Origin of the sequence: Chengkuizengella marina (assembly GCF_009910845.1) — a bacterium.
Taxonomy (GTDB): domain Bacteria; phylum Bacillota; class Bacilli; order Paenibacillales; family KCTC-33759; genus Chengkuizengella; species Chengkuizengella marina.
The window spans coordinates 83,507-109,390 of the sequence record NZ_SIJB01000030.1 but is presented as its reverse complement, the minus strand read 5'-3'; the positions used below and the strand labels follow the sequence as shown (position 1 = coordinate 109,390).

Annotated in this window: 26 protein-coding genes, 1 pseudogene and 1 riboswitch; of the genes and pseudogenes, 5 read left to right on the top strand and 22 right to left on the bottom strand. The window is 32.7% G+C overall.

What is annotated here, in order from left to right; translation table 11 throughout:
- Positions 1-11 precede the first annotated feature (11 nt).
- The 9 genes from ERL59_RS15150 to ERL59_RS15110 form a co-directional block, all read right to left on the bottom strand.
- Complete coding sequence (locus tag ERL59_RS15150; RefSeq protein WP_160647071.1) at positions 12-371, bottom strand: arsenate reductase family protein; 360 nt, start codon at positions 369-371, stop codon at positions 12-14.
- Between the two features lie 239 nt (positions 372-610).
- A complete protein-coding gene (locus ERL59_RS15145; RefSeq protein WP_160647070.1) occupies positions 611-979 on the bottom strand; it encodes a hypothetical protein in 369 nt (122 codons plus the stop codon).
- A 6-nt stretch (positions 980-985) separates the two neighbouring features.
- Positions 986-1,762, bottom strand: coding sequence for a peptidoglycan recognition protein family protein (locus ERL59_RS15140; RefSeq protein ID WP_160647069.1), 777 nt, complete (start codon positions 1,760-1,762; stop codon positions 986-988).
- 59 nt (positions 1,763-1,821) lie between these two features.
- A complete protein-coding gene (locus tag ERL59_RS15135) occupies positions 1,822-2,115 on the bottom strand; it encodes a hypothetical protein (protein WP_160647068.1) in 294 nt (97 codons plus the stop codon).
- A 112-nt stretch (positions 2,116-2,227) separates the two neighbouring features.
- The gene (locus tag ERL59_RS15130; RefSeq protein WP_160647067.1) at positions 2,228-3,280 is read right to left on the bottom strand and encodes a matrixin family metalloprotease; all 1,053 of its coding nucleotides are present in this window, start codon (positions 3,278-3,280) and stop codon (positions 2,228-2,230) included.
- A gap of 38 nt (positions 3,281-3,318) precedes the next feature.
- Complete coding sequence (locus ERL59_RS15125; RefSeq protein WP_160647066.1) at positions 3,319-3,918, bottom strand: hypothetical protein; 600 nt, start codon at positions 3,916-3,918, stop codon at positions 3,319-3,321.
- 241 nt (positions 3,919-4,159) lie between these two features.
- Positions 4,160-4,396 carry a hypothetical protein gene (locus tag ERL59_RS15120; RefSeq protein ID WP_160647065.1) on the bottom strand — a complete coding sequence of 79 codons (237 nt, stop codon included), beginning with the start codon at positions 4,394-4,396 and terminating at the stop codon, positions 4,160-4,162.
- A gap of 1 nt (position 4,397) precedes the next feature.
- Positions 4,398-4,634, bottom strand: a complete 237-nt coding sequence (locus tag ERL59_RS15115; protein ID WP_160647064.1) for a hypothetical protein — start codon at positions 4,632-4,634, stop codon at positions 4,398-4,400.
- A 92-nt stretch (positions 4,635-4,726) separates the two neighbouring features.
- On the bottom strand, positions 4,727-5,272 hold the full coding sequence (locus tag ERL59_RS15110) for a sigma-70 family RNA polymerase sigma factor (RefSeq protein WP_160647063.1): 546 nt from the start codon (positions 5,270-5,272) through the stop codon (positions 4,727-4,729).
- Between the two features lie 930 nt (positions 5,273-6,202).
- Here ERL59_RS15110 and ERL59_RS15105 point away from each other — a divergent pair.
- The 4 genes from ERL59_RS15105 (at position 6,203) to ERL59_RS15090 (ending at position 11,453) form a co-directional block, all read left to right on the top strand.
- Entirely contained in the window at positions 6,203-7,801 is a 1,599-nt protein-coding gene (locus tag ERL59_RS15105) for an ATP-binding protein (protein WP_160647062.1), read from the top strand.
- Positions 7,802-7,817: 16 nt separating this feature from the next.
- Positions 7,818-9,521, top strand: coding sequence for a thiamine pyrophosphate-binding protein (locus ERL59_RS15100; protein WP_160647061.1), 1,704 nt, complete (start codon positions 7,818-7,820; stop codon positions 9,519-9,521).
- Positions 9,522-9,582: 61 nt separating this feature from the next.
- The gene (locus ERL59_RS15095; RefSeq protein ID WP_160647060.1) at positions 9,583-9,948 is read left to right on the top strand and encodes a carboxymuconolactone decarboxylase family protein; all 366 of its coding nucleotides are present in this window, start codon (positions 9,583-9,585) and stop codon (positions 9,946-9,948) included.
- 1,070 nt (positions 9,949-11,018) lie between these two features.
- Positions 11,019-11,453 (top strand): hypothetical protein, encoded by a 435-nt coding sequence (locus ERL59_RS15090; protein WP_160647059.1) that lies wholly within the window; start codon positions 11,019-11,021, stop codon positions 11,451-11,453.
- A 515-nt stretch (positions 11,454-11,968) separates the two neighbouring features.
- Here ERL59_RS15090 and ERL59_RS15085 read toward each other — a convergent pair.
- Positions 11,969-12,487, bottom strand: a pseudogene (locus ERL59_RS15085) (recombinase family protein).
- A 394-nt stretch (positions 12,488-12,881) separates the two neighbouring features.
- Between ERL59_RS15085 and ERL59_RS20800 the strand changes: the two are divergent.
- Positions 12,882-12,995: a class III lanthipeptide gene (locus ERL59_RS20800; protein WP_201763580.1), complete on the top strand. Its 114-nt coding sequence runs from the start codon at positions 12,882-12,884 to the stop codon at positions 12,993-12,995.
- 70 nt (positions 12,996-13,065) lie between these two features.
- Here the strand turns inward: ERL59_RS20800 and ERL59_RS15080 are convergent, their stop codons facing one another.
- The 12 genes from ERL59_RS15080 to ERL59_RS15025 form a co-directional block, all read right to left on the bottom strand.
- The gene (locus ERL59_RS15080; protein ID WP_160647058.1) at positions 13,066-14,811 is read right to left on the bottom strand and encodes an ABC transporter substrate-binding protein; all 1,746 of its coding nucleotides are present in this window, start codon (positions 14,809-14,811) and stop codon (positions 13,066-13,068) included.
- A gap of 181 nt (positions 14,812-14,992) precedes the next feature.
- Positions 14,993-15,901: an RluA family pseudouridine synthase gene (locus ERL59_RS15075; protein WP_160647057.1), complete on the bottom strand. Its 909-nt coding sequence runs from the start codon at positions 15,899-15,901 to the stop codon at positions 14,993-14,995.
- Positions 15,898-16,467 carry a cob(I)yrinic acid a,c-diamide adenosyltransferase gene (locus ERL59_RS15070; protein WP_160647056.1) on the bottom strand — a complete coding sequence of 190 codons (570 nt, stop codon included), beginning with the start codon at positions 16,465-16,467 and terminating at the stop codon, positions 15,898-15,900. The genes ERL59_RS15075 and ERL59_RS15070 overlap by 4 nt, the downstream gene beginning before the upstream one ends.
- Positions 16,464-18,029: a cobyric acid synthase gene (locus ERL59_RS21455; protein ID WP_160647055.1), complete on the bottom strand. Its 1,566-nt coding sequence runs from the start codon at positions 18,027-18,029 to the stop codon at positions 16,464-16,466. The genes ERL59_RS15070 and ERL59_RS21455 overlap by 4 nt, the downstream gene beginning before the upstream one ends.
- Positions 18,026-19,093 carry a threonine-phosphate decarboxylase CobD gene (gene cobD / locus ERL59_RS21450; RefSeq protein ID WP_328699956.1) on the bottom strand — a complete coding sequence of 356 codons (1,068 nt, stop codon included), beginning with the start codon at positions 19,091-19,093 and terminating at the stop codon, positions 18,026-18,028. The genes ERL59_RS21455 and cobD overlap by 4 nt, the downstream gene beginning before the upstream one ends.
- 24 nt (positions 19,094-19,117) lie before the next feature.
- On the bottom strand, positions 19,118-19,945 hold the full coding sequence (gene cobS, locus ERL59_RS15055; protein ID WP_160647053.1) for an adenosylcobinamide-GDP ribazoletransferase: 828 nt from the start codon (positions 19,943-19,945) through the stop codon (positions 19,118-19,120).
- Positions 19,918-20,877: an adenosylcobinamide-phosphate synthase CbiB gene (cbiB, locus tag ERL59_RS15050; protein ID WP_160647052.1), complete on the bottom strand. Its 960-nt coding sequence runs from the start codon at positions 20,875-20,877 to the stop codon at positions 19,918-19,920. Before cbiB ends, cobS begins: the two co-directional genes overlap by 28 nt.
- Before the next feature lie 24 nt (positions 20,878-20,901).
- Positions 20,902-21,510: a bifunctional adenosylcobinamide kinase/adenosylcobinamide-phosphate guanylyltransferase gene (gene cobU, locus ERL59_RS15045; protein ID WP_160647051.1), complete on the bottom strand. Its 609-nt coding sequence runs from the start codon at positions 21,508-21,510 to the stop codon at positions 20,902-20,904.
- On the bottom strand, positions 21,507-22,577 hold the full coding sequence (cobT, locus tag ERL59_RS15040; RefSeq protein WP_160647050.1) for a nicotinate-nucleotide--dimethylbenzimidazole phosphoribosyltransferase: 1,071 nt from the start codon (positions 22,575-22,577) through the stop codon (positions 21,507-21,509). The genes cobU and cobT overlap by 4 nt, the downstream gene beginning before the upstream one ends.
- 47 nt (positions 22,578-22,624) lie before the next feature.
- On the bottom strand, positions 22,625-23,398 hold the full coding sequence (locus tag ERL59_RS15035; RefSeq protein ID WP_160647049.1) for a heme ABC transporter ATP-binding protein: 774 nt from the start codon (positions 23,396-23,398) through the stop codon (positions 22,625-22,627).
- Positions 23,399-23,457: 59 nt separating this feature from the next.
- Positions 23,458-24,498 (bottom strand): FecCD family ABC transporter permease, encoded by a 1,041-nt coding sequence (locus ERL59_RS15030; RefSeq protein ID WP_160647048.1) that lies wholly within the window; start codon positions 24,496-24,498, stop codon positions 23,458-23,460.
- Positions 24,499-25,512: a helical backbone metal receptor gene (locus tag ERL59_RS15025; RefSeq protein WP_160647047.1), complete on the bottom strand. Its 1,014-nt coding sequence runs from the start codon at positions 25,510-25,512 to the stop codon at positions 24,499-24,501.
- A 108-nt stretch (positions 25,513-25,620) separates the two neighbouring features.
- A riboswitch (cobalamin riboswitch) is annotated at positions 25,621-25,808 on the bottom strand.
- Positions 25,809-25,884 lie beyond the last annotated feature (76 nt).

Genomic DNA, 25,884 nt, shown 5'->3' with positions numbered 1-25,884 from the left:
TTTAATAGGGATTAATTATTCCATACCTCTTGAAACGTTTCTTCTTTAAATCCTACTGTTACTTTATCACCATCTGTAACGATTGGTCTTTTTAGTAATTTTCCATTAGAAGCTAACAATTTAATCTTTTCTTCTTCAATCATAGATGGAAGTTTATCTTTCAATTTCATTTCTTTATAAACTTGACCTGATGTATTAAAGAACTTTTTAATATCTAAACCACTTTTTTGTATAAGTTCTGAAATTTCTGATGCAGAAGGAGGTTCTTCCACAATCGGTATTAATTTAATATCTATATTTTTTTCTTTAAACCATTTGATTGCTTTTCGACAAGTGCCACATCTTGAGTATTCATAAACTGTTAAAGACATCGTATTCTCTCCTTTATATATGGTTCATATTAAATTAGGTTATTCATTAAATTGTCAATCAAAAAAAAAGGAAAGTCAAGTAAATGGAAGACATAGATATAAAGATTACTTAAACCTTATTAGATTTTTATGAAACTAAATTAAAACAGATTTATATCTCAAAAGAGTTATACATCATTTTAACAGTTGGTAGCCCCCCTTATATCCGAGGATTAAACAATAGTATAGGGGGGTTTTCTTTACTTTACAAATTTAAATGAATTGTCAACAATCATATCAATCAATAACTCATTCTCGTAATCAATTTCAATATCTAGTCCAATTAATTCATCCGTGATCATAGATTTAGTCAACTGCTTTTTATATTCAATATTTTTATTTTGTAATTGATCTACATACTTCAATACATCTCGTATAGAATTCAATACTAATTTCAAATTATGATAATTTGAAGTTTTGTCCAAAATGATTTTTATAAATAATAAAAGCTGATCAGTTAAATGAATTGAATCTACAGTCACGTATCCTTTACGTTGTAAAAATGGGTATACAAAGAATCCGATAGCAATAATTGTAACACTAACGATTATAATCCACATTGTTTCCATTGTTTCCTACTCCTTTCTTATATTTTGACTTATTCGATCTAACATCACAAAAAATAACCATGGCATTTCTTTTATGATTTGTTCTGGACACTCAATAACTTTCTCTTTCCATTTTTCTACGTTACTCAACAAACCTTTTTTACTTAAATTATTTAATGAATCTAGAGCAACTTGTAGTTTCCAACCTTCTAATTTCATTAAAGTCTCCTGTTTAGATAAACATTCAAAATACTCGATTACTACATCTTGCAAAAACTGTTCATATGATTTTTCCATTTTTAAAAAAGCATTTTGTGGGTCTGTCTTCCGTTTTGGGTCTAATATGTGATGACCTATGATTTTTTTAGCTGGATCTAATCCAAATTTGTAGCAAAGATAAGCTAAAACCCAAACATATCTTTTATAAGCATCTTCATTATTAATATTTCCATGATTATTTGAATAACAAAGTTCTACTCCAGCAGCAATATCATTGGCATCATCGCCAAACAATTCATTATCTATAGGCTTTTGATATTGTACATGCCATGCCTTTTCTGGAGGTCCAGTAAGTAAAGGGATACATTCATAAATCCCTTTATCATCCACAAATATATGAGCTGAAGCACTAATTGTATTTTTTGAATTTTCATAATAATTAATATTTTGTAGGGCTGTTGATCCATCATTACCCGTATCGTGAGCAACAATAAATTCCAATTTTGCGAGCATGATTCCTGAGCGTCTTTTTGTTCCTGTTGTGAGGTATTTTTTAGTAATAGGATATTTTATTTTGAAACTCAAATTTGTTATTCCTTTCTTAGATAAGGTAAAACAAAGCTTACCTAATATACTCAGATTGATTATTTCATCCCATAAAAAATGGTTATTAGTATAGCTAATAAAGCTACGACTACACCAGACCAGGCAGGATACAGCGCTTTGTTGTCCCTTTTATCTAATCTCAAATTCTTGATTTCAATATTCAAGTCACTAATATCTTTATCTCTAGCTTTTAACATCTCTGTTAATTCTGATCGTGGTACATAGTTTTTGCTCCAGTCAACTAACTTGTTGTCCACTTTTATAACAACTTCTTTCAATGATTTAATTTCTGTTTCAACACTAGCTAATCTTTCAGCATTTTGAATCTCCATTTCATACCAATTCCTTCAGTGTGATAAAAAAGAGTAGTTATTCTAAACTACTCTTTTGAATGAGTACCAGCAAAATAAAAAGTAGATCTTTTCTACTGGTGTACTCCTGTATTTAAATTTTTCTTTTAATTTGCTCTCTTGAATAATTATTACAATTAATGGTACTTCGTTCTCTTGTATCATTATTACAATTAAAGATAAAATTAACAAGGAAATACATGAAAGAAAAATATTTTTTTGTTTTCAAATGTACCAATTCGTCTTCTTTATGAAACATAAAAATACTGTGATCTTCATTTATTGGGTAATAAAAACTGCCATCTTTTGATTTTTTAAGAAATATAAGTGCTTTTTCACCAGAGCGTAAATGAGTAGTTTCAGCATGCTTTACAAAATGTTCACAACTTTGCCCGCCCATTTGGTGAACCAAAATATTATCACCTTTTGCATTATTATCTAGATCTTTTAATATATCTCCAATCTGGATTTTTGATCTAGTAAAGTACGCATGAAAATCTTCTATATTATCTGGTGGGGTAGAGCCATGCTCTTCAATTACTTCTCCACAAATGACAAGATCTGCATCATCATAAAGATTTCGAAGCTCTTTAGGTCTGTCGATGCTATATTTTCTACTCCAACTGGCATGCATGACAATATAAGATTTTCCATCAATACTATCATAATTGTATAAACTTTTTATAGCATTTTTATCAGCATCTTGAGGTGTAGTTTTTTCTCTCCCACTAGTGGCTCCATACATAACCGAACAATTGTTATCCTCATGATGATCAAGACCAAGAGCATGTCCCAACTCATGAGTAGCCACACCTACAATTGTTTCATAATCATAAACATCTGCATTTCTTTCTATTGGATTCTTATTGAGAATACATATTTTTTTTTGTGAGGATGGAACTGGATAAGTTATTCCATCCCAAGTAACATCTACCTCATCAACTTCATTTACTGAAATTACTGCAGCATCTGAATCCACAAGAGTTAAATTTACAGGACTTCCTGAATATGTCCAAGCTAGTGCTGCTTCGTTCCAATGATCTTTATAATCTGTACAATTATTGTCATAATAAACTTCATTATTTTCCAATTTCCAACTCCAATCAATTGGTGTTGGTGCACAATCATAATCAACTATTGACTTCATTAACATTGCTCCTTTATATTAAAACTCTACTGAGCGGATTAGATTTTATTAAAATGAATTCCATCATATACTATCTCTGCTGTCTTATCATTACCACCAAATTCTATTTTCGTCTTATTACAAGTGGAAGTTAATGAGTGAACTGATCCTGTATTTACCGTATTTTGTAGAAAAACTACAACATCTTCAAAAGGTGTTAATTGAATACACTGACCTTTAGATGCCCTTACAGCATTAAGAGGGGCTCCTTCAGTTGTTTTATTGTGTACTGTAACATCCTGTGCCAAACCAAACGTAAGATTTTCATCGAAATTATTGATGATTCCAAATGAACCAGGTTTAAGATCAAGAGAAGATGATGCTAGTTTAAAACATCCATTTTCAAATGTATATGAATCTTCTTCCACAGCACTTCGTTCAGACAGTTTGTTGATTGTAGCCCCATCTTCAATCTCTGTACCCGAAGCATAAACACTATAGTTTTCATCCCAAGTTATAGTATTTTCTTCAAATGGCTTAAAGGAAATCCAAGCAACAGTAGGTTCACCTGCTCCCTTCATTAAAACAATCTCCTGATTATTTTTGTAAATCTCATCCAGATAATTGCAATCAATACGAATTTTCAGTTGATATTGCATTCTAAATCTCTCCTTTTAGTTTTTTGATCTTACACTATATAAAGTCCAAACAAGATATCAAAAAGAAACCAGATTTTATTTTTTTATATAATATTTTCAATAAGATTAATGTGATCATTCTTTATTCCAACTTGATAGAAAATATATAGATATCTAACGAATTATTAAAAACAAATAGACACATATAAATTTTATATGTGTCTACTTATTTATCTACTTTCATCATTGAGTTATCTCTTTCTTATGTAGTTTCTTCCTTGTGATTCTCAATTTTTGTTACAATCTTTGAAACCCCCTCTATAGCGTTTACCCCAGCAATTACGTAAATAAGCGTTTTTAATAGATTTAACCAGTTGTCGGATATATCCGCTGCTATGATGTAATTAAATATTCCAAAACCAAAAGCCAAAATCAAAATAACTACTAAAATAGAAACTTTAAACTCATCTATAGACAGTCCATCCCTTAAAAAATTCACTTTAATCAACTCTTTCAAAAAAACCAATTTTGTATTCCTTTTCCAATAAGTCTATCAGTGATTCTCCACTTTCGAAATATCCTGAATCTATTTTTGTTACTATTGTCTCAATAAGAATTTGTTCTAAATCATCTCTTTCAGTAATATGCGTTTTTTGTAAGACTGATTTTATTTTTGGATATAACATATTTACTACATCTACTATTTTATCTTGTCCTTCTATACTATTTTTTAACAATTTACATTATCCTTTCATAATTAATTGTTTCAATAATGTTATAAATATAATTTAATTTTATATTGGAAAATGTAAGTGAAAATAATAAATTATTATTCTTTAATACCAAAATCTGCTTTCAACTTCTTAATTGCAGTATTTCTTGTCTTAGTAATAGATTGTCTTGTAACGTTAAATTTTTTCGCAATTTCTATATCCTTTAATTCTTCTACATAGTAAAAGTAAAGAACTTTTTTTTGTTGAAAAGTTAGTTTATTTATTGATTTACTTAATCGTTCATCTGTTACAAAATCATCAATCTTCATATCCATTTTATCAATATTTATTTGTGAATTTTCATCTTCTATGTTGTCAATAATTGTGTTACTTTCTTCATCACTCTTATCTAAAATTAATTGGAATCTTTGTTGAAGTTTTCTATGTTTCATGTCATATTTTATAGCTTTAAAATATAAATACTTATTAAAATAAGCTAAAATACGAACTTTGTATGAATATTCTTTAAAACTAATTTCAAGTTGTTCAATGTATTTAAGGTCTCCAGTTCTAAGGTATTCTTCATACGTTAATTTGTGTTTTTTTTCTTCAAAAAAATGTTTTAAAATGGGGTTTTTAATTTCATTTAATGGTATTTTCATATAGATTAATCCTTACAAAATTTTATTGAAAAGAACCACTTAACCTTAAATATCAATTAGCTTGTTGTAGATAACATACACTGGAGTTAGCTGAAGTATCTTTAAATTGATGAATTTTTACTTCTCGAAAGTTATCTTTTTTGAACCCCCTCCTATCTATAATTTAAAAAATGAACTCTTTTTGATTTAAAGTCCCACTATATGGTAAAAAAGCAACAAGGATACAAAAAAAATTTAAAAATTCCATTTTTATTGACAAAATAATACTGTAAACATTTTTATAGGTATATAAATTTATCAAGCATATATTTTGAAAGAATTGATCATATAAGGACTTTGTGAATAAAAAAATCCACCTTATCTAAGTTGAAAGGTTTGTAGATCATAACATTTTAAAAAATGCAATCAGTGTGATCCAGATAATCACACTGATTGCATTTTTTTAATACTACCAACAAAAGTAAATAATTCTAAAAATTATAATGTAAGTTTGTAATTACTTAATTTTATATACAAGAATAAACGATGCATTAAAAATGTGTCAATACAATGCTCCCTTATGTTAGATCAATTCATTCATGATTGATATATTTATAGAACAAAGTTAAAATATGTATAGGTTACATTTCCATCATTTTTTAAACAAAAAAACCATCCTACAGGATAGTTTTTCACTTCACTAGATTTTTAAATATGCTAACCTCTTGTTTTCTACTGCTCTTTCATAATAATTTACATCCCAGTATATTAATCACCTTTTCTCGTAATAGGGTTTATCTTTAATAATTACAAGTTTGTTTGTTACTTTTAGCTCAATTATTTCTTGTCCCTATAAGAAAAATTTATAATTTATGAGGAAGGATTTTAGCAAACATTGTTGAATAATGTTAGTAAATACTATTTCAAATTTTTTACAACAAAGGTGATTTTATGGGGATAGAACCATACTACTTAACAGAATCAAAGAATAGATGTAAGGAACGAGGAATGGACCCAAAAACAATGCCAAAAAGCACAAAAAAATTAACAAATGAACAATTAAAACAAAAAAAAGCCACATATGAAGAAATCCTATCCATCATGGGTTTTTATGTGATGAAAATTATAGGCCCATTAAAAGAGAATTACATGTTGATTGTAATCACTGATGATGAAGGATATATTCTAGATATGTTTGGTGATGTATCTTTTAAATCTATCATTAATAACATAGGCATAACCAATGGAGTACGCTTATGTGATCAAGAAATGGGTACGAATTCAGTTGACATTGCATTAAACAAAAAACACCCAGTTCAAATTATAGGCCCTGGTCATTTCCATCATGCATTACATCAAACGGCTTGTTATTCTGTACCCTTCTACTTTTCAGAATCTCATTTTTTATCTGGCACAATATCGATTATGACATCCATCGATAGACATAACCCATATTTAGTCCCCTTACTATCATCTATTGTTGACTCTATCGAAAGAGAATTATTGTTAAAAAAGAAAAATGATCAATTAAATCTATTTCATAACATCACGATAAATACAATTAGAGATGGTGTCATTATTACAAATAAGTATGGTAGAATTACTGAAATCAATCCTTTTGTTGAAGAGTTATTCAATCGCAGCAAAGAGGATCTATTAGAAAACTCAATATTTGACTTAGATCCATTTGGAAAATATCTTTATGATGTTTTGGAAAATCAAACCATTGTGCACGATCACAAAATTTATTTTGATTCACTAGACAATAAAACAAAAATATGTCTTTTAGATGCGTTACCTATTTATGATGATAACAATGAACTTATAGGTTCATTTGCAAATATACGAGATATTACAGAAAAATATAATTTGGAGAAACAAGTTATTTTATCAGAAAAATTTTCAGCTATAGGTAAATTAGCTGCTGGATTAGCTCATGAAATAAGAAATCCCCTCACATCCATTATGGGTTTTACACACTTATTAAAACAAAAGTATACAGAGGACGAAGCAGATGAAAAGTACATCAACATTATTTCAGAAGAGTTAACTTCACTGAATGAAATGGTCTCTCAGTTTGTTCTAATGGCAAAACCTTCTAGTCCTGAATTTCGCCTAGTTGATATTCAATCGTTAATTCGAGATACAGTCAAGATCATGCGAAGTCAAGCCATATTAAAAAACATTGCTATAGAAGAAAAATTACTAGATCATGAAGTAAATCTTCTAATAGACAGCGCACAGATTAAACAAGTTTTTATTAATCTTATTCAAAATGCAATTGAAGCTATGGAACGAAATGGCACGATTCAAATTATCGTTAAACAAAAAAATGATTCAGTAATTATAGATATAAAAGATGAAGGAAAAGGTATTTCTGAAAAAGAGATGAATCAAATCCTTAATCCCTTCTTTTCAACAAAAGAAAGTGGCTTAGGACTCGGATTGTCAATATCCTATCGTATTTTAAACAATCATAATGCGAAAATTGATGTTTCTTCTAAACTTGGAACAGGAACTACCTTTACACTTATATTCCCTACTGTATAAATAAGGAGGTTTTGTTGTGACACTTGCAACTTCGTTTTTAATAGATAATCTCCGAAAAAAAGGAATCACCCACTTATTTGGGATACCTGGTAAAGCGATTGTTCCTATTATTTTGGAAGCAGAAAATCAAGGAATTCGATTCGTATTATGCAGACATGAATCAGGGGCAGGCTTTGCAGCTGCAGGATATGCGCTTAGAAAAAAAACGCTTGGTGTAGCTATAGGTACAAGTGGTCCTGGTGCAACTAATTTATTAACTTCAGCAGCTCAAGCTAGAACCTATCATGCACCCGTCCTTTTCATTACCGGACACCCTTGCATGAAAGACACAGGGAAAGCACAAGGTCAAGATTCAACTTTTTTTGGAACAGATGTAACTAAAATGTTTGAACCTGTTACTTTATTTAGTGCACGTGTTGAAAGAGCAGATTTATTACAAACCTATTTAACACATGCTATTTCCACTGCGCTTGAAGGAGCAAAGGGACCTGTACATCTATCCATTCCACTGGATGTTTTAAATGAAAAAGTGATTCCTTTTGAATTTCCTAAGGTAGAGCAAACTTCCTATGTATCTTCCCATATTGATGAAGTCATACCACAAATTCAACTCAGCCAACGACCCGTTATATTACTAGGAAAAGGTGTTCACTTAAGTCAAGCTTATGAAGAAATTAAACTATTAGTAGAAATCTTTCAAATTCCAGTTATGACAACTCCAGGTGGAAAGGGTGCTTTCCCAACAAATCACCCTTTAAGTTTAGGTGGATTTGGTTTAGGTGGTACTAGTGAATCAGACCTTTATATGTTATCAGGAATTGATCTACTCATTGTGGTTGGAAGTAAGTTATCAGATATGTCTCTTGCAGGATTCACTCCAGACATGTTACCTAAAAAAGTCATCCATTTTGACTACGATGGTATGTTTATTGGCAGAACCATTCATACTCCAACCTTATGTATTCGAGGGGACATCAAAACAAATTTAAAATACATATTAAGAAATATACCACTTCTTAATGAAACTCAATCAAAAGTGAACACATCCTTGAGAACAATGGTACCATTGTTCCCTGTTCAGGAAGTTGCCGCCACTTTTGAACAAAAAATAGTAGATAATACACATAATATTGATGAAGAGAACCATCAATCTCAAGGTATATTTATGACTTCAAAATCTGCAATTAAAGAGCTTCAAAAATATATTCCCAAAAAAACCGTATTCTTTTCAGATGATGGTAGCCATAGCTTTTATGCCATTAAACATCTTGAATTTAATGATTGTAGTCCATTTTATTTTGATGATGTATTCGGTGCAATGGGCCATTCCATTAGTTACGCCATTGGCGCTAAATTGGCAGGAGTTGATGAAAGTATTGTCTGCATTACAGGTGACGGCTGTTTCATGATGCATGGAACTGAAATTTCTGTAGCCGTTAATGAGAATATAAATGTAACCTATATCGTTTTCAATAATGGGTGTTTAGACATGGTCAATAAAGGGATGTTACATCATTTAGGCAGAACGGATGGTACTGTTTTTAAAACACCTGTTCACGTCAAACAATTAGCTGAATCGTTGGGAGCTAAAGCTTTCAGATGTGTTAATCTTCAAGAAATTAAAACAGCCATCAAAGCTGCACTTGAATATTCATCCTGTTCAGTAGTAGAGCTTATTGTTGACCCCAACGAAATACCCCCAACATTAAAACGAGGATAAATTACACAAAAAATCGTTATTCATATAAACTTAAAATTCTATCATTAGAGGTGAAGATCTTATGTCATTTGATAAAGGGATTTCTAATATAAAGGAAATAGCAGGAGCTGATGGTATTCATGCAGTTGAAGCCATACAAGACTTACATCCTGATATTCATAAATACATCGTTCAATTTGGGTTTGGAGAAATCTACTCTCGAAGCGAATTAGATAGAAAACAACAGGAGATGATCACGATTTCCTGTCTTATAACTTTAGGAGATACTGCGAATCAACTTAGATTTCATTTCAAAGCTGCTTTAAATATAGGGATTACTCCACAGGAATTATTCGGCATTGTCATTCACTGTATCCCATATGCTGGCTTTCCAAGAGTATTAAATGCTCTTCAAATTGCAAAAGAGATTATTGATGAAGCTAATTAGTGGATATAATTCTTTCCCTGTGCTATAACGTGTTAGTTTTCATATTTTACAGAAAAATGTTACCATGGATAAAGCTAGTGCAACAGGAGTGTGGACGATCTCATAATAAACATACCAATTCATTTTCTCATTTGTGTATTCACCTTAAATATAAAACTGAGGAGTGGTTTCCTACTTTTGGTTATACCCCATAAGGGGTTGGTAAGCCAACTCTTTACTCTACTAATCATGAAAATTAAATAACTATATAATAAATAAAAAGTAGCCGTTAACTTCAAGCAAACCCTTATTCTATGGCAAACAAAAAGAATCCATTTAGTATAAAAATAATTTATATAGTCAATAAATTAACGAAATATATGTTCTGTAAATAAAATTGTGAGTGGCCCCAAAAAGTATGAATCGTTGCATTGCCCCTATTGGAGGTGAAAGATGAATTTATCAAATATTTTCAAGTATCCAATTTAAACTTTTGGAGTTTTTTGAAAATAAATTTTTTAATTTTGTTTTTGTTTCTGGTCATTGATTATTGGAATCGTAATAATCAAGTTTGGGCACATATCTAATTATATTTTTTTATTATCACTTTTTATTAGTAAACAATTATTTCCATTATATATTTCCCTCTATGATTTAACAAAAACTAAAACAATATAGTTTATTTATAAAATAAAAGTTTACAGTTTTTAAAAAATTGGTTTACTAATAGATTACAAAGTAATCTTATGACTAATGATTTTACACAATAGAAAACACCATTTTTTTAGGTGTTTTCAAAAATAATCGAGTATTATTTTTGATTGATTATAACTATTTAAAACAGATATTATTCCTAACTCTATAAGATTAATTTGGTTCTATTATATTAAAGTGTCTGTTTTCTTAACCTCCCAATAATAACACCTTTACACAAAACTTAATTTAACTGTTTATTACTCCCTCTATTCCTCCTTTAAATATATTCAATAACATAAAATGTATATATTTGTCTTCATTTGCAAGTATATATATGATATATTAATTAACATGCCATTATGTCATAAATATTATCTTGAAAGGATGTTATTATTATGAAGAAATTATTATCGCTAATGCTTGTGCTATCTGTAACTATTATGGGAATTGGATTTTATAATGTTTCAGAAGCAAAAGCAGAACCAGTACCAATTGAAGACGAAGATGTAGAGGGTACTAGTATACTTGTAGATGGACCAGTTTATACGTATCATGATAATAAGGATGTTAGATTCGTTGTAAGTGCTATTGCAAAATTAATAACTGATAAACTTAAATTAGGAACAGTTACCTCATGGATTGCAGCCCTAGGTACTTTTGAATTTTCTGAAGGTTATCTAGGACCTACATACGTAGGAACATGGTCATGGAAAACTTGGGATGAAAGAGCTCAAAGATATAAACTTTGGGTTACTGTAGTACATTATCAAGATGATGATTATGATGAACCCATGGAAGTACAATTTTATCCTATAGGATATATAGACTAAAATTAACTCAGCTTGTAGATAGTCATCTCTTCGAGACAAATCTACAAGCTTTTTTTATTTTGGAATAAAATAATATTATTGACCCTAAATTTGAATGTACTCTTTAGTTAAATATCCAAACTAATAGAGGAATTGAAATCGATCCAAACATTATCCATACACCAAGCTGAGTGTCAATTCTTTTAGATAGAAAATTAAATTGTGATTCGAGTTTTTTTGAGAAATAACTATGAAAAACCCATAATATAAGAAATATTGACATTGATAAAATCTTTTCTTCTTTAACAATTGGTTCAAGGTAATAAAAATAAATTCCAAATATGAATAAAGCAAGAATTAGACTAATTATATTTAAGATTTTCATTCTCGTCTTTTTAACCTCCATAAAAAAATAATTTACCTATTAAAACCCTTTTTTAAATTTTACCATTCCAGATAACATAAAAACCATATACATTTTCTTTGTAAGAACACTATCTTTTTTAAAAAAAACAACAATGTTTTCCAGAATAAATTCACTTCTTTCTCTGATCAATATAACGATACAAAGTAGTCCTACTCTTCTTTTATTTCTTTAATACTATGTAATTTGATTTCATACATTTTCAAAGCTGTTTGAACCTTCTGAGGATCTTTGAATGGTTTTTCTCCCTCTTGCTCTAGCAGCATTTAAACCTGCTTTAGTACGTTCGCTGATAATATCTCGTTCTCGTTCCAACTCTGCAATACTCGCTATAGTGCGAAAGAATAACTTTCCCATAGCTGTTATATCAATTCTATCTTGTAAAGAAACAAGATCTACACCACGCTCACTTCTCACTTAATTCAATCAAGTGTTTTTTAGAGCGTGAAATTCGATCTAATTTATAAACTACAACCCGATCTCCTTGTCGCAATACTTTTTAAAAGTTCCTGTAGCTCTGGACGATCTTTTCTTGATCCTGTCATTTTCTCCTGATATATTTTTTCAACATCAAACTTTTGAAGTACATCTATTTGCATATTAAATTCTGCTCATAGTTGCTCACTCGCACATATCAAAAAATCATTTAATTTTCTCCACTAAATCTTAATAATCTTATACTATAATTATACCTAAAAGGGATACGTTAGTGTATAAAAGAATTTAGGATAAAAAATGAGTTACATGGTCAAAAGTTATAATAGATATATACTACTGCGTTTCCATTTCTTTTTAAACAAAAACCATCCCGAGGATGGTTTTTTGTTTTTAGTGAACTCATAAGTACGTTAATAAAATTGGAAATTAGAGTCCCTAGTACTATATTATTTAGACTAATTAGTCTGATAAAATATGATTTAAAATAGTAGAAACAAAAATCAAAACACTACTAAATATTTCTAAATTATACTATTCATATAACAACCCCTAAAAGGAATATGTTGTATTGAAAGGAGGTGATTCTTTTGAATCAGGTATTAGCTCTTCAACAATTGGAAGCAAAACAAGGTAGTGAAAAAAATATGATGGTGTGTGGCACAAATACTTTCACCGTACCACATGTAAAAGAAAAAAAATAGATTTATTCTAGTATGAGAGAGAATAAAAAAAGTATTGAAAAACGGTCTTTGTGACCGTTTTTTATATGAATTATAATTTAATCCAAAGATTGTGAAAATCAGCTAATCCAAAAGGTCCGAATTTATACCCTTGAAGTGAACTTGAATACGCCGACTCTTCTTTTAAATGGAACAAAAAAAGAAAGAGATTTTCCTTACGAAACCAATCTTCGAATTCGTTCCATATAGTAAAACGTTTGCTTTTTGATTTTTCACTAACAAATCGATCTATATACATATCCATTTGCTGATTCTCTTGTAAAGTGAATAATTGACGATGGAAGCTATTATTACCAAATGGTTCGATTAAATTAATTTCTGAATCACCATAAAACGAAACGTCTATCAAGATTAGATCAGCTTGTCGGAAATATTCCTTTTGGAGGGTCTTTTTTAGATCAAGAGGTTGGAGCTTTAGAGATACGCCAATTTGATTACATCGGGACTGAATCCAATCTGCGTTCTTCCTCCACTGATTGGGTGGGATGAGCATTGTCAATGTCTCACCAGCATATCCACTTTCTTTGAGAGCTTCCCGAGCTTCTGATAGTGTATAGGATGGAAATCTTTTTTTACTTTGGTTAGTTAGAAAACTGTCTGTAGCATAAACATCCTCTATATTTAATTCATCAATCATCATGTTTCGATCAATAGCAAAGTAAATTGCACGTCGAAATGCCGGGTGTTGTTGTGGACCTGGTTTGTTTGTTTGAAAAATAAGTATTTGTGTACGGATGATATGCTGCGTAATTGGTTTATCTCGAACGTCCATTGAATCTACATTTTCAGGCATCATCTTATAAAGAAATCTACTTTGCAATTCCTCTGGCAAACAAAATACCTCTACTCGATCCAGCCATGCTCGTTCTTTAAAATAATGATCAAATGCTTCCATGATCAATTTTTCTTTAGAAAATGATTGCACTAAAAAAGGTCCAGTTCCAATAATTTGTTGTTGCATATCCACATCGTATGGAACGATGGAAGCGTGATGAGAGCATAAAATATTTGGAAAAAAAGGAAAAGGCCGATTGAAATAAAAAATCACGGTATCATCTCCTGATGATTCAACCTTTTTCAAATAGCGACCAAGCCAATAGAAGAAACTTGTTTTAGAATCAAGAAGACGTTGAAATGTATATATCACATCTTCTGCTGTTATGAATCTGCCATGATGAAAACGAACACCTTTACGCAAATAAAAAGTCCATTCCTTATCATTTGGAGTATCCCAGCCAAGAGCAAGATGAGGATTTATCTGTTTTGTATTGAAATCAATACGAAGCAAAGTATCATAAATCTGACCTACAAAATGGTATTCAAATGCTGTAAAGACTCTCGATGGGTCCAACGAAATAAGATCTCTATGAATGGGGAGACGTAAGATGTGTTTCGCTTCTTTATCCCCCTCCGTTTGTAAACCAAACCATTCTTTAAAATACTCTCCTAAAATACTGTGAATTTGTGTAGGAATGGATAGCGAGTGGAGAAACTCCATCCCTCCTTTGAAATCTTGTACTAATTGTCCAGATGCATACGTCTTGATCCCATCCATCAGAGAAAGTTGAAAATTGATAGTAGATATGTTACCTCTTCCACGTCCTGGATTCCACTGTATCCAACCTAGTTCTTTTAATTGATGGAGTACCCCCCTTGCATTTACCCGACTACAACTAAGAATATCCATAATTTCACTCATTGTTATTTCAATATTAACACCAATTTTTTGATTTTTATGAGCTGTATATAAAATTAGATAATGTTCAATTAACTTCATTTTTTACTCCCCTTAAAAATGAAAATAATTTCTTGAACTACGGTTGAGAAAAGAAGAATGGCTCCCTCCCTTGATGAATTAATATCTCGATCATGATGGATTCCACATGATGGAAAAAAAGGAGTAAAGATGTGAATTGAAGCGAATGTCTTGGATAGAAAATTATAAAAAAAGTTGATGTTTATAGCTTCAAATGCCTTACCACACTCTTCATATCTTCTGGCAGCGGTGCGTTATATTCTACATACTCTCTGGAATTTGGATGGTAAAATCCAAGTTTTTCAGCATGTAAAGCTTGTCGATCCATTGCAGGCCCCTCGTATTCTTTCCCATAGAATTTATCTCCGACTAAAGGACAACCTAGATGTTTCATGTGTACTCTAATCTGGTGGGTACGCCCCGTTTCCAACCATAATCTAACCATAGAAGCTGATTCATACTCTTCTTCCACTTTATAATGAGTAACAGCTGGATACCCATGTTCTGTCACAATTCTAAGATGTCGCTGTTCGGGATCTCTGTCGATACGGACATTAACCGTACCTTCTAAGTCAGGTAGATGACCACTCAAGATCGCCACATACTCTTTTTTCACCTGATTATGAATCATTTGTTCAGAGATTTGCTGGTGTACATATGGATTTTTCGCTATTGCAAGTACACCTGATGTCTCTTCATCCAACCTATGGATCGGTCTAAAACGATAATTCTCATTCTTTTGCATCCAGTGATAAACCACTCCGTTTGCCAATGTGTTTGCATAATGTCCACGAGTTGGGTGTACAACGATTCCGGCTTGTTTATTTACAATTAATAAAAAATCATCCTCATATATGATGTTTAACGGAATGTTCTGTGGTTCAATATATTGGGATGTTTCCTGTTCCAAATGAATTTCTATAAGATCCCCAGTGCATACTCTGATGTTAATGAATTCCCTTTTCCCATTCACCATCACACCTTTTTCAGTAAGTTTGATGCGGGACAATAATCTGCGTGAAATGTTCAATTTTTCTTTTAACACACTTTTTAAAATCCAACCATTCTCTTCAGGTTGAACGATATATGTGATCGGTTTATAATAATTCATTTTCTCTTACGAAACACCTCTGCACTGCGAATGTATTCAACATCAGCTAGTCCTTCACGTACGTTAGCTGTTCTTGCAACCGTAAAAAACAAATCAGAAAGACGATTTAAATATTTACGTACTTCGGAATTGATTTCTTGTTCTTTTGCTAACGTTACTACACGACGTTCTGCTCTACGACACACGGTGCGGCATACATGCATCGCTGAAGAAACCTGACTTCCACCAGGAAGAATAAATCTTTTAATATCCTCAGTCTCCTCATCATACAGATCAATCCACTTTTCCAACTGATCTACCATTTCTTTTTTCACTTTAAACTCACGAATACCGGGTTTGTAAATGGCTAAATCAGAAGCACAATCAAACAATTCATGCTGTATTTGCAACAAATGAGGTATCATATCCGGATATTTATCTTCTTTCATTAAACTAATGGCACTTCCTACAAAACAGTTCAACTCATCCACAGTTCCATAAGCTTCTACTCTAATATTATCCTTGTCTACTCTACCGCCTATGACACTTGTTTTCCCTTCATCACCTGTTCTTGTATAAATGTTCATTCGATCCCCTCCTCAATCATTTGATAAACCTTTTCCATATTTAAATTAAGTCTAACATGATCTGCAAGTCGATCAAAAGCTTCTTCCCGCTTATTTCTATAAGAAATCGTTTCTTTGAATTCAATCCAGCCTTTATGAACTCTTATATTGTTTAACCAATTTCTACGAAAAATATCATTATCTAAAATGCCATGAATATAGGTACCAATCACCTTGCCATCGTCTGATACAACTCCATCGTTATGAAATGAATGCTCTTGATTTCCTGCTAAACGAATTTGGAAAGCATGCTGCACAGGTTGTAAAAATTGTGTAGTTCCCATATGAATTTCATATCCTTCAATTTGAATAGCATCTGAATGTTTGAAATAAAGCTGGTCGTTAACATCTGATGAATATAACAGAGTAGTCCCCTCTACTCTTTCCGTACGTTTATCTTGAATAAATGTAGTTTCAGTAGGGAATAAACCCATACCGTTCAATTCTGAAACATCTGATTCAAAGTAATGAGGATCTAATAGTTTTTCACCCATCATTTGATATCCTGCACAGATGCCTAATAGAAAACCACCTTGTTTTACATATTCTATTAGTTTTTCCTCTATTCCTGTTTCACGTAGAAATAGTAAATCCTGTAAAGTATTTTTACTGCCTGGAATAATCACCATATCTGGTGCATCCCATTCATCTATATGTTCTATATACCTTAAATGAACATCTGGTTCTTTAAGTAATGGATCAAAATCTGTAAAATTTGAGATCCTAGGTAATTTGATGACCATAACATCAAGCTGATTTTCTAATTTTTGGGTAGATTTTATTTTCATATCCAATGAAGCACCATCTTCGTCTTCAAGACCTAAATGATGAAGATATGGAATCACACCTAATACAGGTATTTCAGTTTTATTTTCTAACCAATCCACTCCAGGCTGCAAAAGTGAAATATCTCCACGGAATTTATTAATGATAAATCCTTTTACTCTCTTTCTTTCTTCAGGCGTTAAAATTTCTAATGTACCTACTATGGATGCAAAAACTCCCCCACGGTCAATATCTGCTATGAGAATAACTGGAGCTTCTGCCCACTTGGCCAATCTCATATTTACAATATCTCGATCTTTTAAATTCACTTCAGCAGGACTGCCTGCCCCTTCAATTGTAATCAAATCATATTTTTTACGTAAACTAAACAAAGAATCTTTCACGATATTCTCAGCTGTTTGTAAATATTGTTCTCGATAGTTTCTTGCATCCAAATCCTTATAAGGTTTGCCATGAACAACTACTTGTGATACCATGTCCTGTTTTGGCTTTAACAAAATGGGATTCATGTCTGTCGTAGCTGCTGTATAACATGCATCAGCTTGCATTCCTTGTGCGCGCCCGATTTCCTTCCCATCTAGGGTTACATAAGAATTTAGGGACATGTTTTGTGATTTATAAGGGGCAACTTTATACCCATCTTGATAAAAAATCCGGCATAAGGCAGTCGTAATTATACTTTTCCCTACATCTGAAGCTGTTCCTTGAAGCATAATTGTTCTAGCAAGTTTTTTCATATCAACACCTGCCTTATCTCAGATATAAACCTTTCATTTTGTTCACGTAAACGAATGGCAATTCTACAAAAAGCAGAATTTAATCCTTTAAATAATGAAGCATCACGAACTAAAACCCCTCTTTGTGCTAGTTTTTCCTGTAACTGTTTTACATCGTTAAAAGGAGGGAGTTGAATTAACAAGTAATTTGTATCACTTGGATATACTTTCAATCCTAAATTTGATAATTGATGGGTAAACCATAATCTTTCTTGTATAAGCCAGTTTTTTGTTTTTTCTATAAAGGGATAATCTTGCAAAACAGAAGTACCGATAGATTGTGCCATAGCATTCACACTCCATTGAACTTGTAAGGATTTTACTCTCTCAATCCACTCTGGATGTGCAATCATGAACCCTAAACGTATACCTGGAATGGCAAAAAATTTGGTCATGGAACGAATGACAAAAAGGTTTTTGTTAACATAAGCTTGATTCATTAAACTAACTTGATTTTCTTCTGGTACAAAATCCATAAAAGCTTCATCCAATACAACGATCTGATTCGTATTTAATAAAAGTTGTAAAACAGACTGAGAAATTAATCTTCCAGTTGGATTGTTTGGATGACCTAAAAAGAAAAGATCACAATGGTTTGCTGCATATTGAATATCTGATTCCTGCAGTTCAAATTGATGTTCTTCATTTAAATAAATATCAAATATCTTCCTATTTATCTTTGAAATGGCTTCCTCATACTCTGAAAAACACGGTCTTGCCAAAGCGGTTACTTTTGGATCAATGGCACGAATCGTTAAATCTATTAACTCTGCCGCTCCGTTCCCTACTAATATACATTCTATAGGGACATGATAGAATTCTGAGATCGTTTGACGAAGCTTTCTTACTGCAGGATCAGGATAATGAACAAGTTCCTGCCACGTATCTGTTAAGATTTTTTCTACACAACTCGGACTTCCCCAAGGATTCATGTTAGAACTGAAATCAATAAATTGTGCTTTTGCATATCCGTAAGTTTCTGCTGCGGTAATTAAATCGCCGCCATGTCCGTATCGTTCTAACATCATTTCCTCTCCTCTATATCTATGTTACATTAGTTTTTCTGCGTAAATCACTAGACTCATAAGAAGAACAACTTCAACCAATTCATTAATGGCTCCATACGTGTCTCCAGTTAGTCCACCCAACTTTTTGTATAATACATGGGATATCACCCACATCGTCATTGTTGATATTAGAATCAATACCATCATCAATATGAATGCTTCTTTCCAAGAACTATGTATAGGTATGAAGTTATACATGATGAGAGAAATGAACAGAGCGTTGATCATAGCTAAAACAGCATAAACAAAAGGAATACGGCTTACATCCGTACCAAAACCTTTCTCCTGTCTTGCATATGGATAACTTTTTGCAGCCCATACCATCATTAAACGGCTCCAAATTGGAATGAACACTAAATAGCTTAATAAAGAGGTGTGTTGTTCATTTTCTAATAAAGAATATACGAGGGTCATTTTAAAAATAAGATAACATACACAAACGATCACACCCATCGCACCAACACGACTATCTTTCATAATCTCCAATATTTTACTCTTTGAACGATAACTCAATATACCATCCGCTGTGTCCATTAAACCATCCATATGTAATCCCCCTGAACTGACCAGCCATATTATACATATCAACACTGCGGATGGGGCGGAAGATAAAACACTAGGAACAACATAAGATAAAAACCACAACAACAACCCAATCATAAAGCCAGCTAAGGGGTAAAACACAACACTTCTTTGAATAATTTTAGGCTCATAAGGGACGTTTATAGGTATTGGGAATCTAGTTAAAAATTGCAAGGCGCATATAATAGCTTGAAACCAGCTTAAAAATAATAGATAAATATTCCGCACAAGATCCCCCCTGAACATAATACACTGATACCGTTAAGGATATGTATGGAATGTAAAATATCATTACGATATAAGTCTCGTAAAGCTACGCCCATTCTTGCTCGCTCACTTACGATTCCCCCGTACATATTTCGACCTCCTAATTGAATCCCCAGAGCTCCTGCTACAGCAGATTCAGGGATACCACTGTTTGGACTTGGATGTTGATGGGCAAACTGTTGAATGGCTTTCCATGCCCTTAGACCATTGAAATTTTTACTAAAAAAGGATATCACTACGATAAAAAAACCTGTAAATCTAGCAGGTATCCAATTTAATAGATCATCAAATCGCGCAGAAGCCCAACCATAATGTTTATATTTGTCATTTTTATAACCTACCATTGAATCTAGTGTGTTAGTTGCACGATACAACATCGCTAGGGGAGCAGCACCCAATAGAGCATACAATAAAGGTGAGATCACAGCATCTACAATGTTTTCAGAGACCGTTTCAACAGTAGCCCTTATGATTTCTATTTCTGATAAGTTTGCCGTATCTCTACCTACGATGTACCCTACATATTTTCTTGCATCTGATAGATTCCCATGTTTTAAAGGAGTATACACTAGCAATGCCGCTTCCTTTAATCCTTTTATCGCAATCGTTGTCGCAATTAACCAAACATTCGCAATATAACCTAACCAAGGGTGGATAAACTGAAGTCCGAAGGTAATGATCGAGGTGGAAATTACAGACAGTAATAATACAACAACAATTAACCAAATACCTCTAACTTTACTTTGTCCGTACCAATGATTCTCGATTGTTTTAATTAGTTTTCCTATTAAAATCACTGGATGAGGAAACCACTTTGGATCGCCGATAATCCAATCAACCATCATGGCCGCAGCTAACATCCATAGGATCTCTTCTATTGAATAAAACAACACTCTCTTCGTTCTCCTTTTAGGAAATCAATATAAAAACTGTTTACTTTTCAACTCTATTGGAATCCCAACGGTAACTAAAAATACTTGATCACATATCTCTGCTATTTTTTGATTCATCACTCCAGCAAGATCTCGATATAAACGACCTAAAGGGTATTCTGGGACAATCCCATCTCCTACTTCGTTTGTAACTAAAATAATAGTGCCATTAAATAGCTTTAATGATGTAACTAACGTTTCAATTTTGCCAATTACTTTCTGTTGTAATTCCAATTTCGATTCAACTGCTTCTTTAGCCATCATTCCTGAATATTTTTCTTTTAGCTGATTTTCAAAGGTTAACAACCAATTAGATAACCAAAGAGTTAAACAATCAACAAGCACCAGTTTTTTATGATCTCTTTTATGACTGATTTCAAACCATTGATCTAAGTCATAAGGTTCCTCTATCGTTTCCCAGAAAAACTCAGTTTGTTCTCTTCTAGTTTTATGTAATTCAATTCTATCTTTCATCTCTTCGTCATAGATTTGAGAAGTTGCTATATATACTCCATGATCTCCAAAACTAGCTGCATATTTTTCTGCAAAAGAGCTCTTACCACTTCTTGCCCCGCCTGTAACTAGTATCATCATGAATTTGTCATTTCTTCATTTGCACCAGATACTCCAGCACTTTGAAAAGTTGCCATTTCAGACATAATATTTAATGCTGCATCCACTAACTGAAAACATAAAGCAGCACCTGTTCCTTCTCCTAGCCTCATATCCAAATATAACATCGGTGTCAAACCCATTTCTTGCAACATGAATTGATGACCTTGCTCTTGAGATAAGTGTGACGGAATCATATACTGTACTGAAGTAGAGCATAAATTGTAAGCAATTAATGCTGCAGAGGAAGAAATAAACCCATCAATAATGACAGGAACACGGAATTTTGCTGCTCCTAAAATGACACCAACCATACCAGCAATTTCTAGACCTCCAACCTTTGTAAGTACATCTAGTGCATCCTTTCTATCAGGTTGGTTCATTTGTAGTGCTTGTTCAATAACTCTTTGTTTATGTTTCCACTGCTCATCGTTAATTCCCGTCCCTCTTCCTACTGCATGTTCAATATCAATCTCGGTTAAAGCAGATAGAATAGCAGCGCTCGCGGTCGTATTTCCAATTCCCATTTCTCCAGTTGCTATCACGCTATAACCCTTTTCTACTAAATCCTCGACAACTTGTACACCTACTAATATAGCTTGAATGGCTTCGTCTTTACTCATTGCAGCTTGTTTTGCCATATTATTCGTACCTGGTTTTACTTTTTTACTAATGAGATTAGGGTGCTGTAGTGGTTCTTTCACACCAATATCAACACAAAAAACTTCTGCTCCTGCTTGTCGTGCCAACACATTAATGGCTGCACCACCGTCTAAAAAATTGTAAACCATTTGAGGAGTAACCTCCTGTGGAAATGCACTAACTCCTTCTTCACATACACCATGGTCTCCAGCCATGACTACAACTGCTTTTTTACTTAAATCTGGTATTAATTCTTCAGTAATACCCGACAGTTGCTTGGCTAAGTCTTCGAGTCTACCCAAACTTCCAGGGGGTTTCGTTAATTGATTTAGATGATTTAATGTCTTTAATATCTCTTCCTCTTTTAATGGATTAATTTCTTGGATGATTTGATTAAGTTCTTGCATTATACTCACCTCATATTAATTTATACTTACTCAAAAAATACTTTGGTTTATTTTGACTTTAATAATAATTGGGGCACATTTAATTCTGGATGGGTAAACACGATCGGTTCAGTGCCATAAACTTGTGAAATCAACTCAGATTTTAAAACTTCTGAAGGAGTACCTACTTTCACGATCTCTCCTTCGTGTAATAACAGTAATCTATCACAATACATTGCCGCCAAATTAAGATCATGTAACACTGAAATAACGGTTAATTGATTTTGCGTCTGCCAGTTACGTATGTAGTCCATCATCTGTACCTGATGACCGATATCCAAATATGTAGTCGGTTCATCCAACATTAATATTTGAGGTTGTTGTGCCATTACTTTCCCTAAAGCTACTCGTTGTCTTTCTCCACCACTAAGCTGTTCTAAAGTACGATTTTTTAGTGGTTCAATTTCAAGCTTTTCCATGATATCTGTAATTAATTGTTCCGTATCTTGCTTCTCTGAGCCCATCCAATTTTGATAGGGATATCTCCCCATCTCTACCACTTCACGAACTGAAAAACCGATCAAAGGTAATGCTTCCTGCTGAAGTACTCCTATCCATTTGGCTAGTTGCCTTTTTGTATAAGTATACATTTGATTTCCATTTATTTGAATAGTTCCTTTATTCGATTTTTCAATCCCTGAACATAACTTAAGTAAAGTAGATTTCCCACTTCCATTTGGTCCAATAATACCAAAACTCTCTCCTTTTTCAACTTGAAAAGATATATCTTTAATAATACTTCGATTATCATATGTTTTACTTACATGTTGAATTTGGATCATACATCTCTACCTCTTTTTTTAAAAGTTTATATCATTGTTGAAAAAGGATTGTCGCTATATTAAGAATGATCGGTCATTTTCTTATTTTTAGATAATAAGTATGCAAAAAATGGCGCTCCAATAAAAGCAGTAATCACACCTAATGGAATTTCTTGAGGGTTTAATAACATTCTAGCAATGGTATCCGCCCACAATACATAGATTGCTCCAAACAAAACAGATAGTGGTAAAATTAGTCGATAGTCAGGACCCACTAATAAACGAATCAAATGAGGAACAATTAAACCTACAAATCCTATTACACCTGCTACAGAAACGGCTGCAGCAGAGATTAAGGTTGAGAAAATAAGCACGATCCACTTCGAACGATCTACGTTCACACCTAGATGTGCTGCTTGTCTTTCACCTAAGGCAAATAGATTCAATACTCGACCGTACCCTAAGAGAACAATGAATCCTATGAATAAATAAGGAAATAATATAATAGAGAATTCCCATCCTCGTAAAGCCAAACTACCCATTAACCAAAATACAATACGATTGATTACATCATCAGATAAAGTGATCATAAAAGATACAATGGAGCCTAAAAATGCTTGAACAACAACGCCTGATAAAATGACTGTTTCTACTCGAAATTTACCTTGTATTCCTGCTAATTTAAATACAAACAACAAGCTTAATATTCCTGATAGAAAAGCCACAATTGGCACTGTCCATTGACCTAACCATAAAAATTGAATGCCAAACAAGATTAAAAATGCAGCTCCTACGGAAGCTCCTGTAGCTACTCCTAAAGTAAAGGGATCAGCAAGTGGATTTCTTAATACACCTTGAAAGCCAGTACCTGCTAAAGATAAACAAGCTCCAACAAGAATACCGAGAATAATACGAGGAAAACGAACTTCTAATATGATTTTTTCTGATGAAATTGGCCAATCTACAGAGATATGTTGTCCTACTAAAGGAAGCTGATGTAACAAAATACGCCAAACCTGTAATAATGGTATGTGTGCTGAACCCATGGACAAACTTACCACGATGGAAAGAAGAAGAAGCAGTATGCCTGCTCCTCCCCATAACAATAATTTATGTTTCATTTATTTCACCGATTCTGGATAGATTCCTTTAGCTATTTCTAATAAACCTTGTGTAATTCGAGGACCGGGACGACTGATTAAATCGTCATTCACCCCTATTAAATGATCTTCTTTAATTGCTGTAATTTCGCTCCACCCGCTACGCTCTGTAATCACTGGTTTCAAATCCATATATTTTGTCGTATATATGATAACATCGGGATTATCTTCGATAATTTTTTCTTCACTAATTTGTAACCAACCTACTTGATCTGCGGCTACGTTAATCCCACCTGATAATTCAATTAATTCATTCATAAATTCACCACTACCTACGGTCCAGCCTTCTGAAAACTCAAGATAAACTTTCTTTTTATCCGCTTCAGAAATCCCTGATACAGCTTCTACTACTTGTTGTTTTTCATCAGCCATTTGTGAGACTACAGTTTCAGCTGCATCATTAGCATCTGTAATTAGACCTAATAATTGAATGCCCTCCATTACTTCATCAATTGAATTAGGTTCAATTGTAAACACTTGAATATCAAGTTGAGCCAATCCTGTAATAATCGCTTCGTTTAAAGAAAGTCCACCAATCACAAGGTCTGGTTCAGCTGCTAAGATTGCTTCTGTATTTCCATCCAAAATACCACCAATTTTAGGTTTTGTTGTGGCTTCTTCTGGAAAATCATCAAATTCAGTAACCCCTACTATATTTTCATCTAATCCTAGAGCAAATAAAATTTCGGTTACACTTGGTGCAAGAGAAACGATACGTTCAGGTTTTTCTTCAAAAGTAATTTCATTACCTGAAGCATCTGTAACTGTTAATGGATATATCGTTTGACCATTTTCTGTATTTTCAGCAGCTATATCTTCTGTTTCTTCTTGAGTTGTATCATTACTTTCTACTGCTTCATCCTGTGTACCTTGTTCTTGATCTGTCTTTTCACTTACCTCACTTGGATTGTTACCACATGCAGCTATGCTGAATGCAAATACAAACACAAGTAATACCATTAATATCTTCTTCATGTTCTCCACCCTTTTTTATGTATGTATATATAAAAGCCCTTTATCCATGTAGAATAAAGGGCATACCAAACTTTTCAATTTGCAGCTTCCCCTTTTCCTCGAAGGATCATAGCACTTAAAATATAGGCAGGTCTCCTGACTTATGAGTACTGACTTCCTCACCTTCCCATTCAATAGAACAGTGGCATACTGAGGTCGTCCTCATTTACAGTGGCGGGACCGTGTCGGATTTACACCGAGCTTCCCTTTTAACCTAAAAAAGCAAATTGATAGGCACCTATTATTTTAATATTAAATTATATGTATAATAACTGTTTCAATCTCTTAGATCATTATATGTTAATTTGAGTGACTTGTACAGTTGATATGAAA

Excerpts from the sequence above, each read along its gene's own strand:
- ERL59_RS15150 (WP_160647071.1), bottom strand. The coding sequence starts at position 371 with ATGTCTTTAACAGTTTATGAATACTCAAGATGTGGCACTTGTCGAAAA.
- ERL59_RS15145 (WP_160647070.1), bottom strand. The coding sequence starts at position 979 with ATGGAAACAATGTGGATTATAATCGTTAGTGTTACAATTATTGCTATC.
- ERL59_RS15135 (WP_160647068.1), bottom strand. The coding sequence starts at position 2,115 with ATGGAGATTCAAAATGCTGAAAGATTAGCTAGTGTTGAAACAGAAATT.
- ERL59_RS15130 (WP_160647067.1), bottom strand. The coding sequence starts at position 3,280 with ATGAAGTCAATAGTTGATTATGATTGTGCACCAACACCAATTGATTGG.
- ERL59_RS15125 (WP_160647066.1), bottom strand. The coding sequence starts at position 3,918 with ATGCAATATCAACTGAAAATTCGTATTGATTGCAATTATCTGGATGAG.
- ERL59_RS15110 (WP_160647063.1), bottom strand. The coding sequence starts at position 5,272 with ATGAAAATACCATTAAATGAAATTAAAAACCCCATTTTAAAACATTTT.
- ERL59_RS15105 (WP_160647062.1), top strand. The coding sequence starts at position 6,203 with ATGGGGATAGAACCATACTACTTAACAGAATCAAAGAATAGATGTAAG.
- ERL59_RS15095 (WP_160647060.1), top strand. The coding sequence starts at position 9,583 with ATGTCATTTGATAAAGGGATTTCTAATATAAAGGAAATAGCAGGAGCT.
- ERL59_RS15090 (WP_160647059.1), top strand. The coding sequence starts at position 11,019 with ATGAAGAAATTATTATCGCTAATGCTTGTGCTATCTGTAACTATTATG.
- ERL59_RS15080 (WP_160647058.1), bottom strand. The coding sequence starts at position 14,811 with ATGAAGTTAATTGAACATTATCTAATTTTATATACAGCTCATAAAAAT.
- ERL59_RS15075 (WP_160647057.1), bottom strand. The coding sequence starts at position 15,901 with ATGAATTATTATAAACCGATCACATATATCGTTCAACCTGAAGAGAAT.
- ERL59_RS15070 (WP_160647056.1), bottom strand. The coding sequence starts at position 16,467 with ATGAACATTTATACAAGAACAGGTGATGAAGGGAAAACAAGTGTCATA.
- ERL59_RS21455 (WP_160647055.1), bottom strand. The coding sequence starts at position 18,029 with ATGAAAAAACTTGCTAGAACAATTATGCTTCAAGGAACAGCTTCAGAT.
- cobD (WP_328699956.1), bottom strand. The coding sequence starts at position 19,093 with ATGTTAGAACGATACGGACATGGCGGCGATTTAATTACCGCAGCAGAA.
- cobU (WP_160647051.1), bottom strand. The coding sequence starts at position 21,510 with ATGATGATACTAGTTACAGGCGGGGCAAGAAGTGGTAAGAGCTCTTTT.
- cobT (WP_160647050.1), bottom strand. The coding sequence starts at position 22,577 with ATGCAAGAACTTAATCAAATCATCCAAGAAATTAATCCATTAAAAGAG.
- ERL59_RS15035 (WP_160647049.1), bottom strand. The coding sequence starts at position 23,398 with ATGATCCAAATTCAACATGTAAGTAAAACATATGATAATCGAAGTATT.
- ERL59_RS15030 (WP_160647048.1), bottom strand. The coding sequence starts at position 24,498 with ATGAAACATAAATTATTGTTATGGGGAGGAGCAGGCATACTGCTTCTT.
- ERL59_RS15025 (WP_160647047.1), bottom strand. The coding sequence starts at position 25,512 with ATGAAGAAGATATTAATGGTATTACTTGTGTTTGTATTTGCATTCAGC.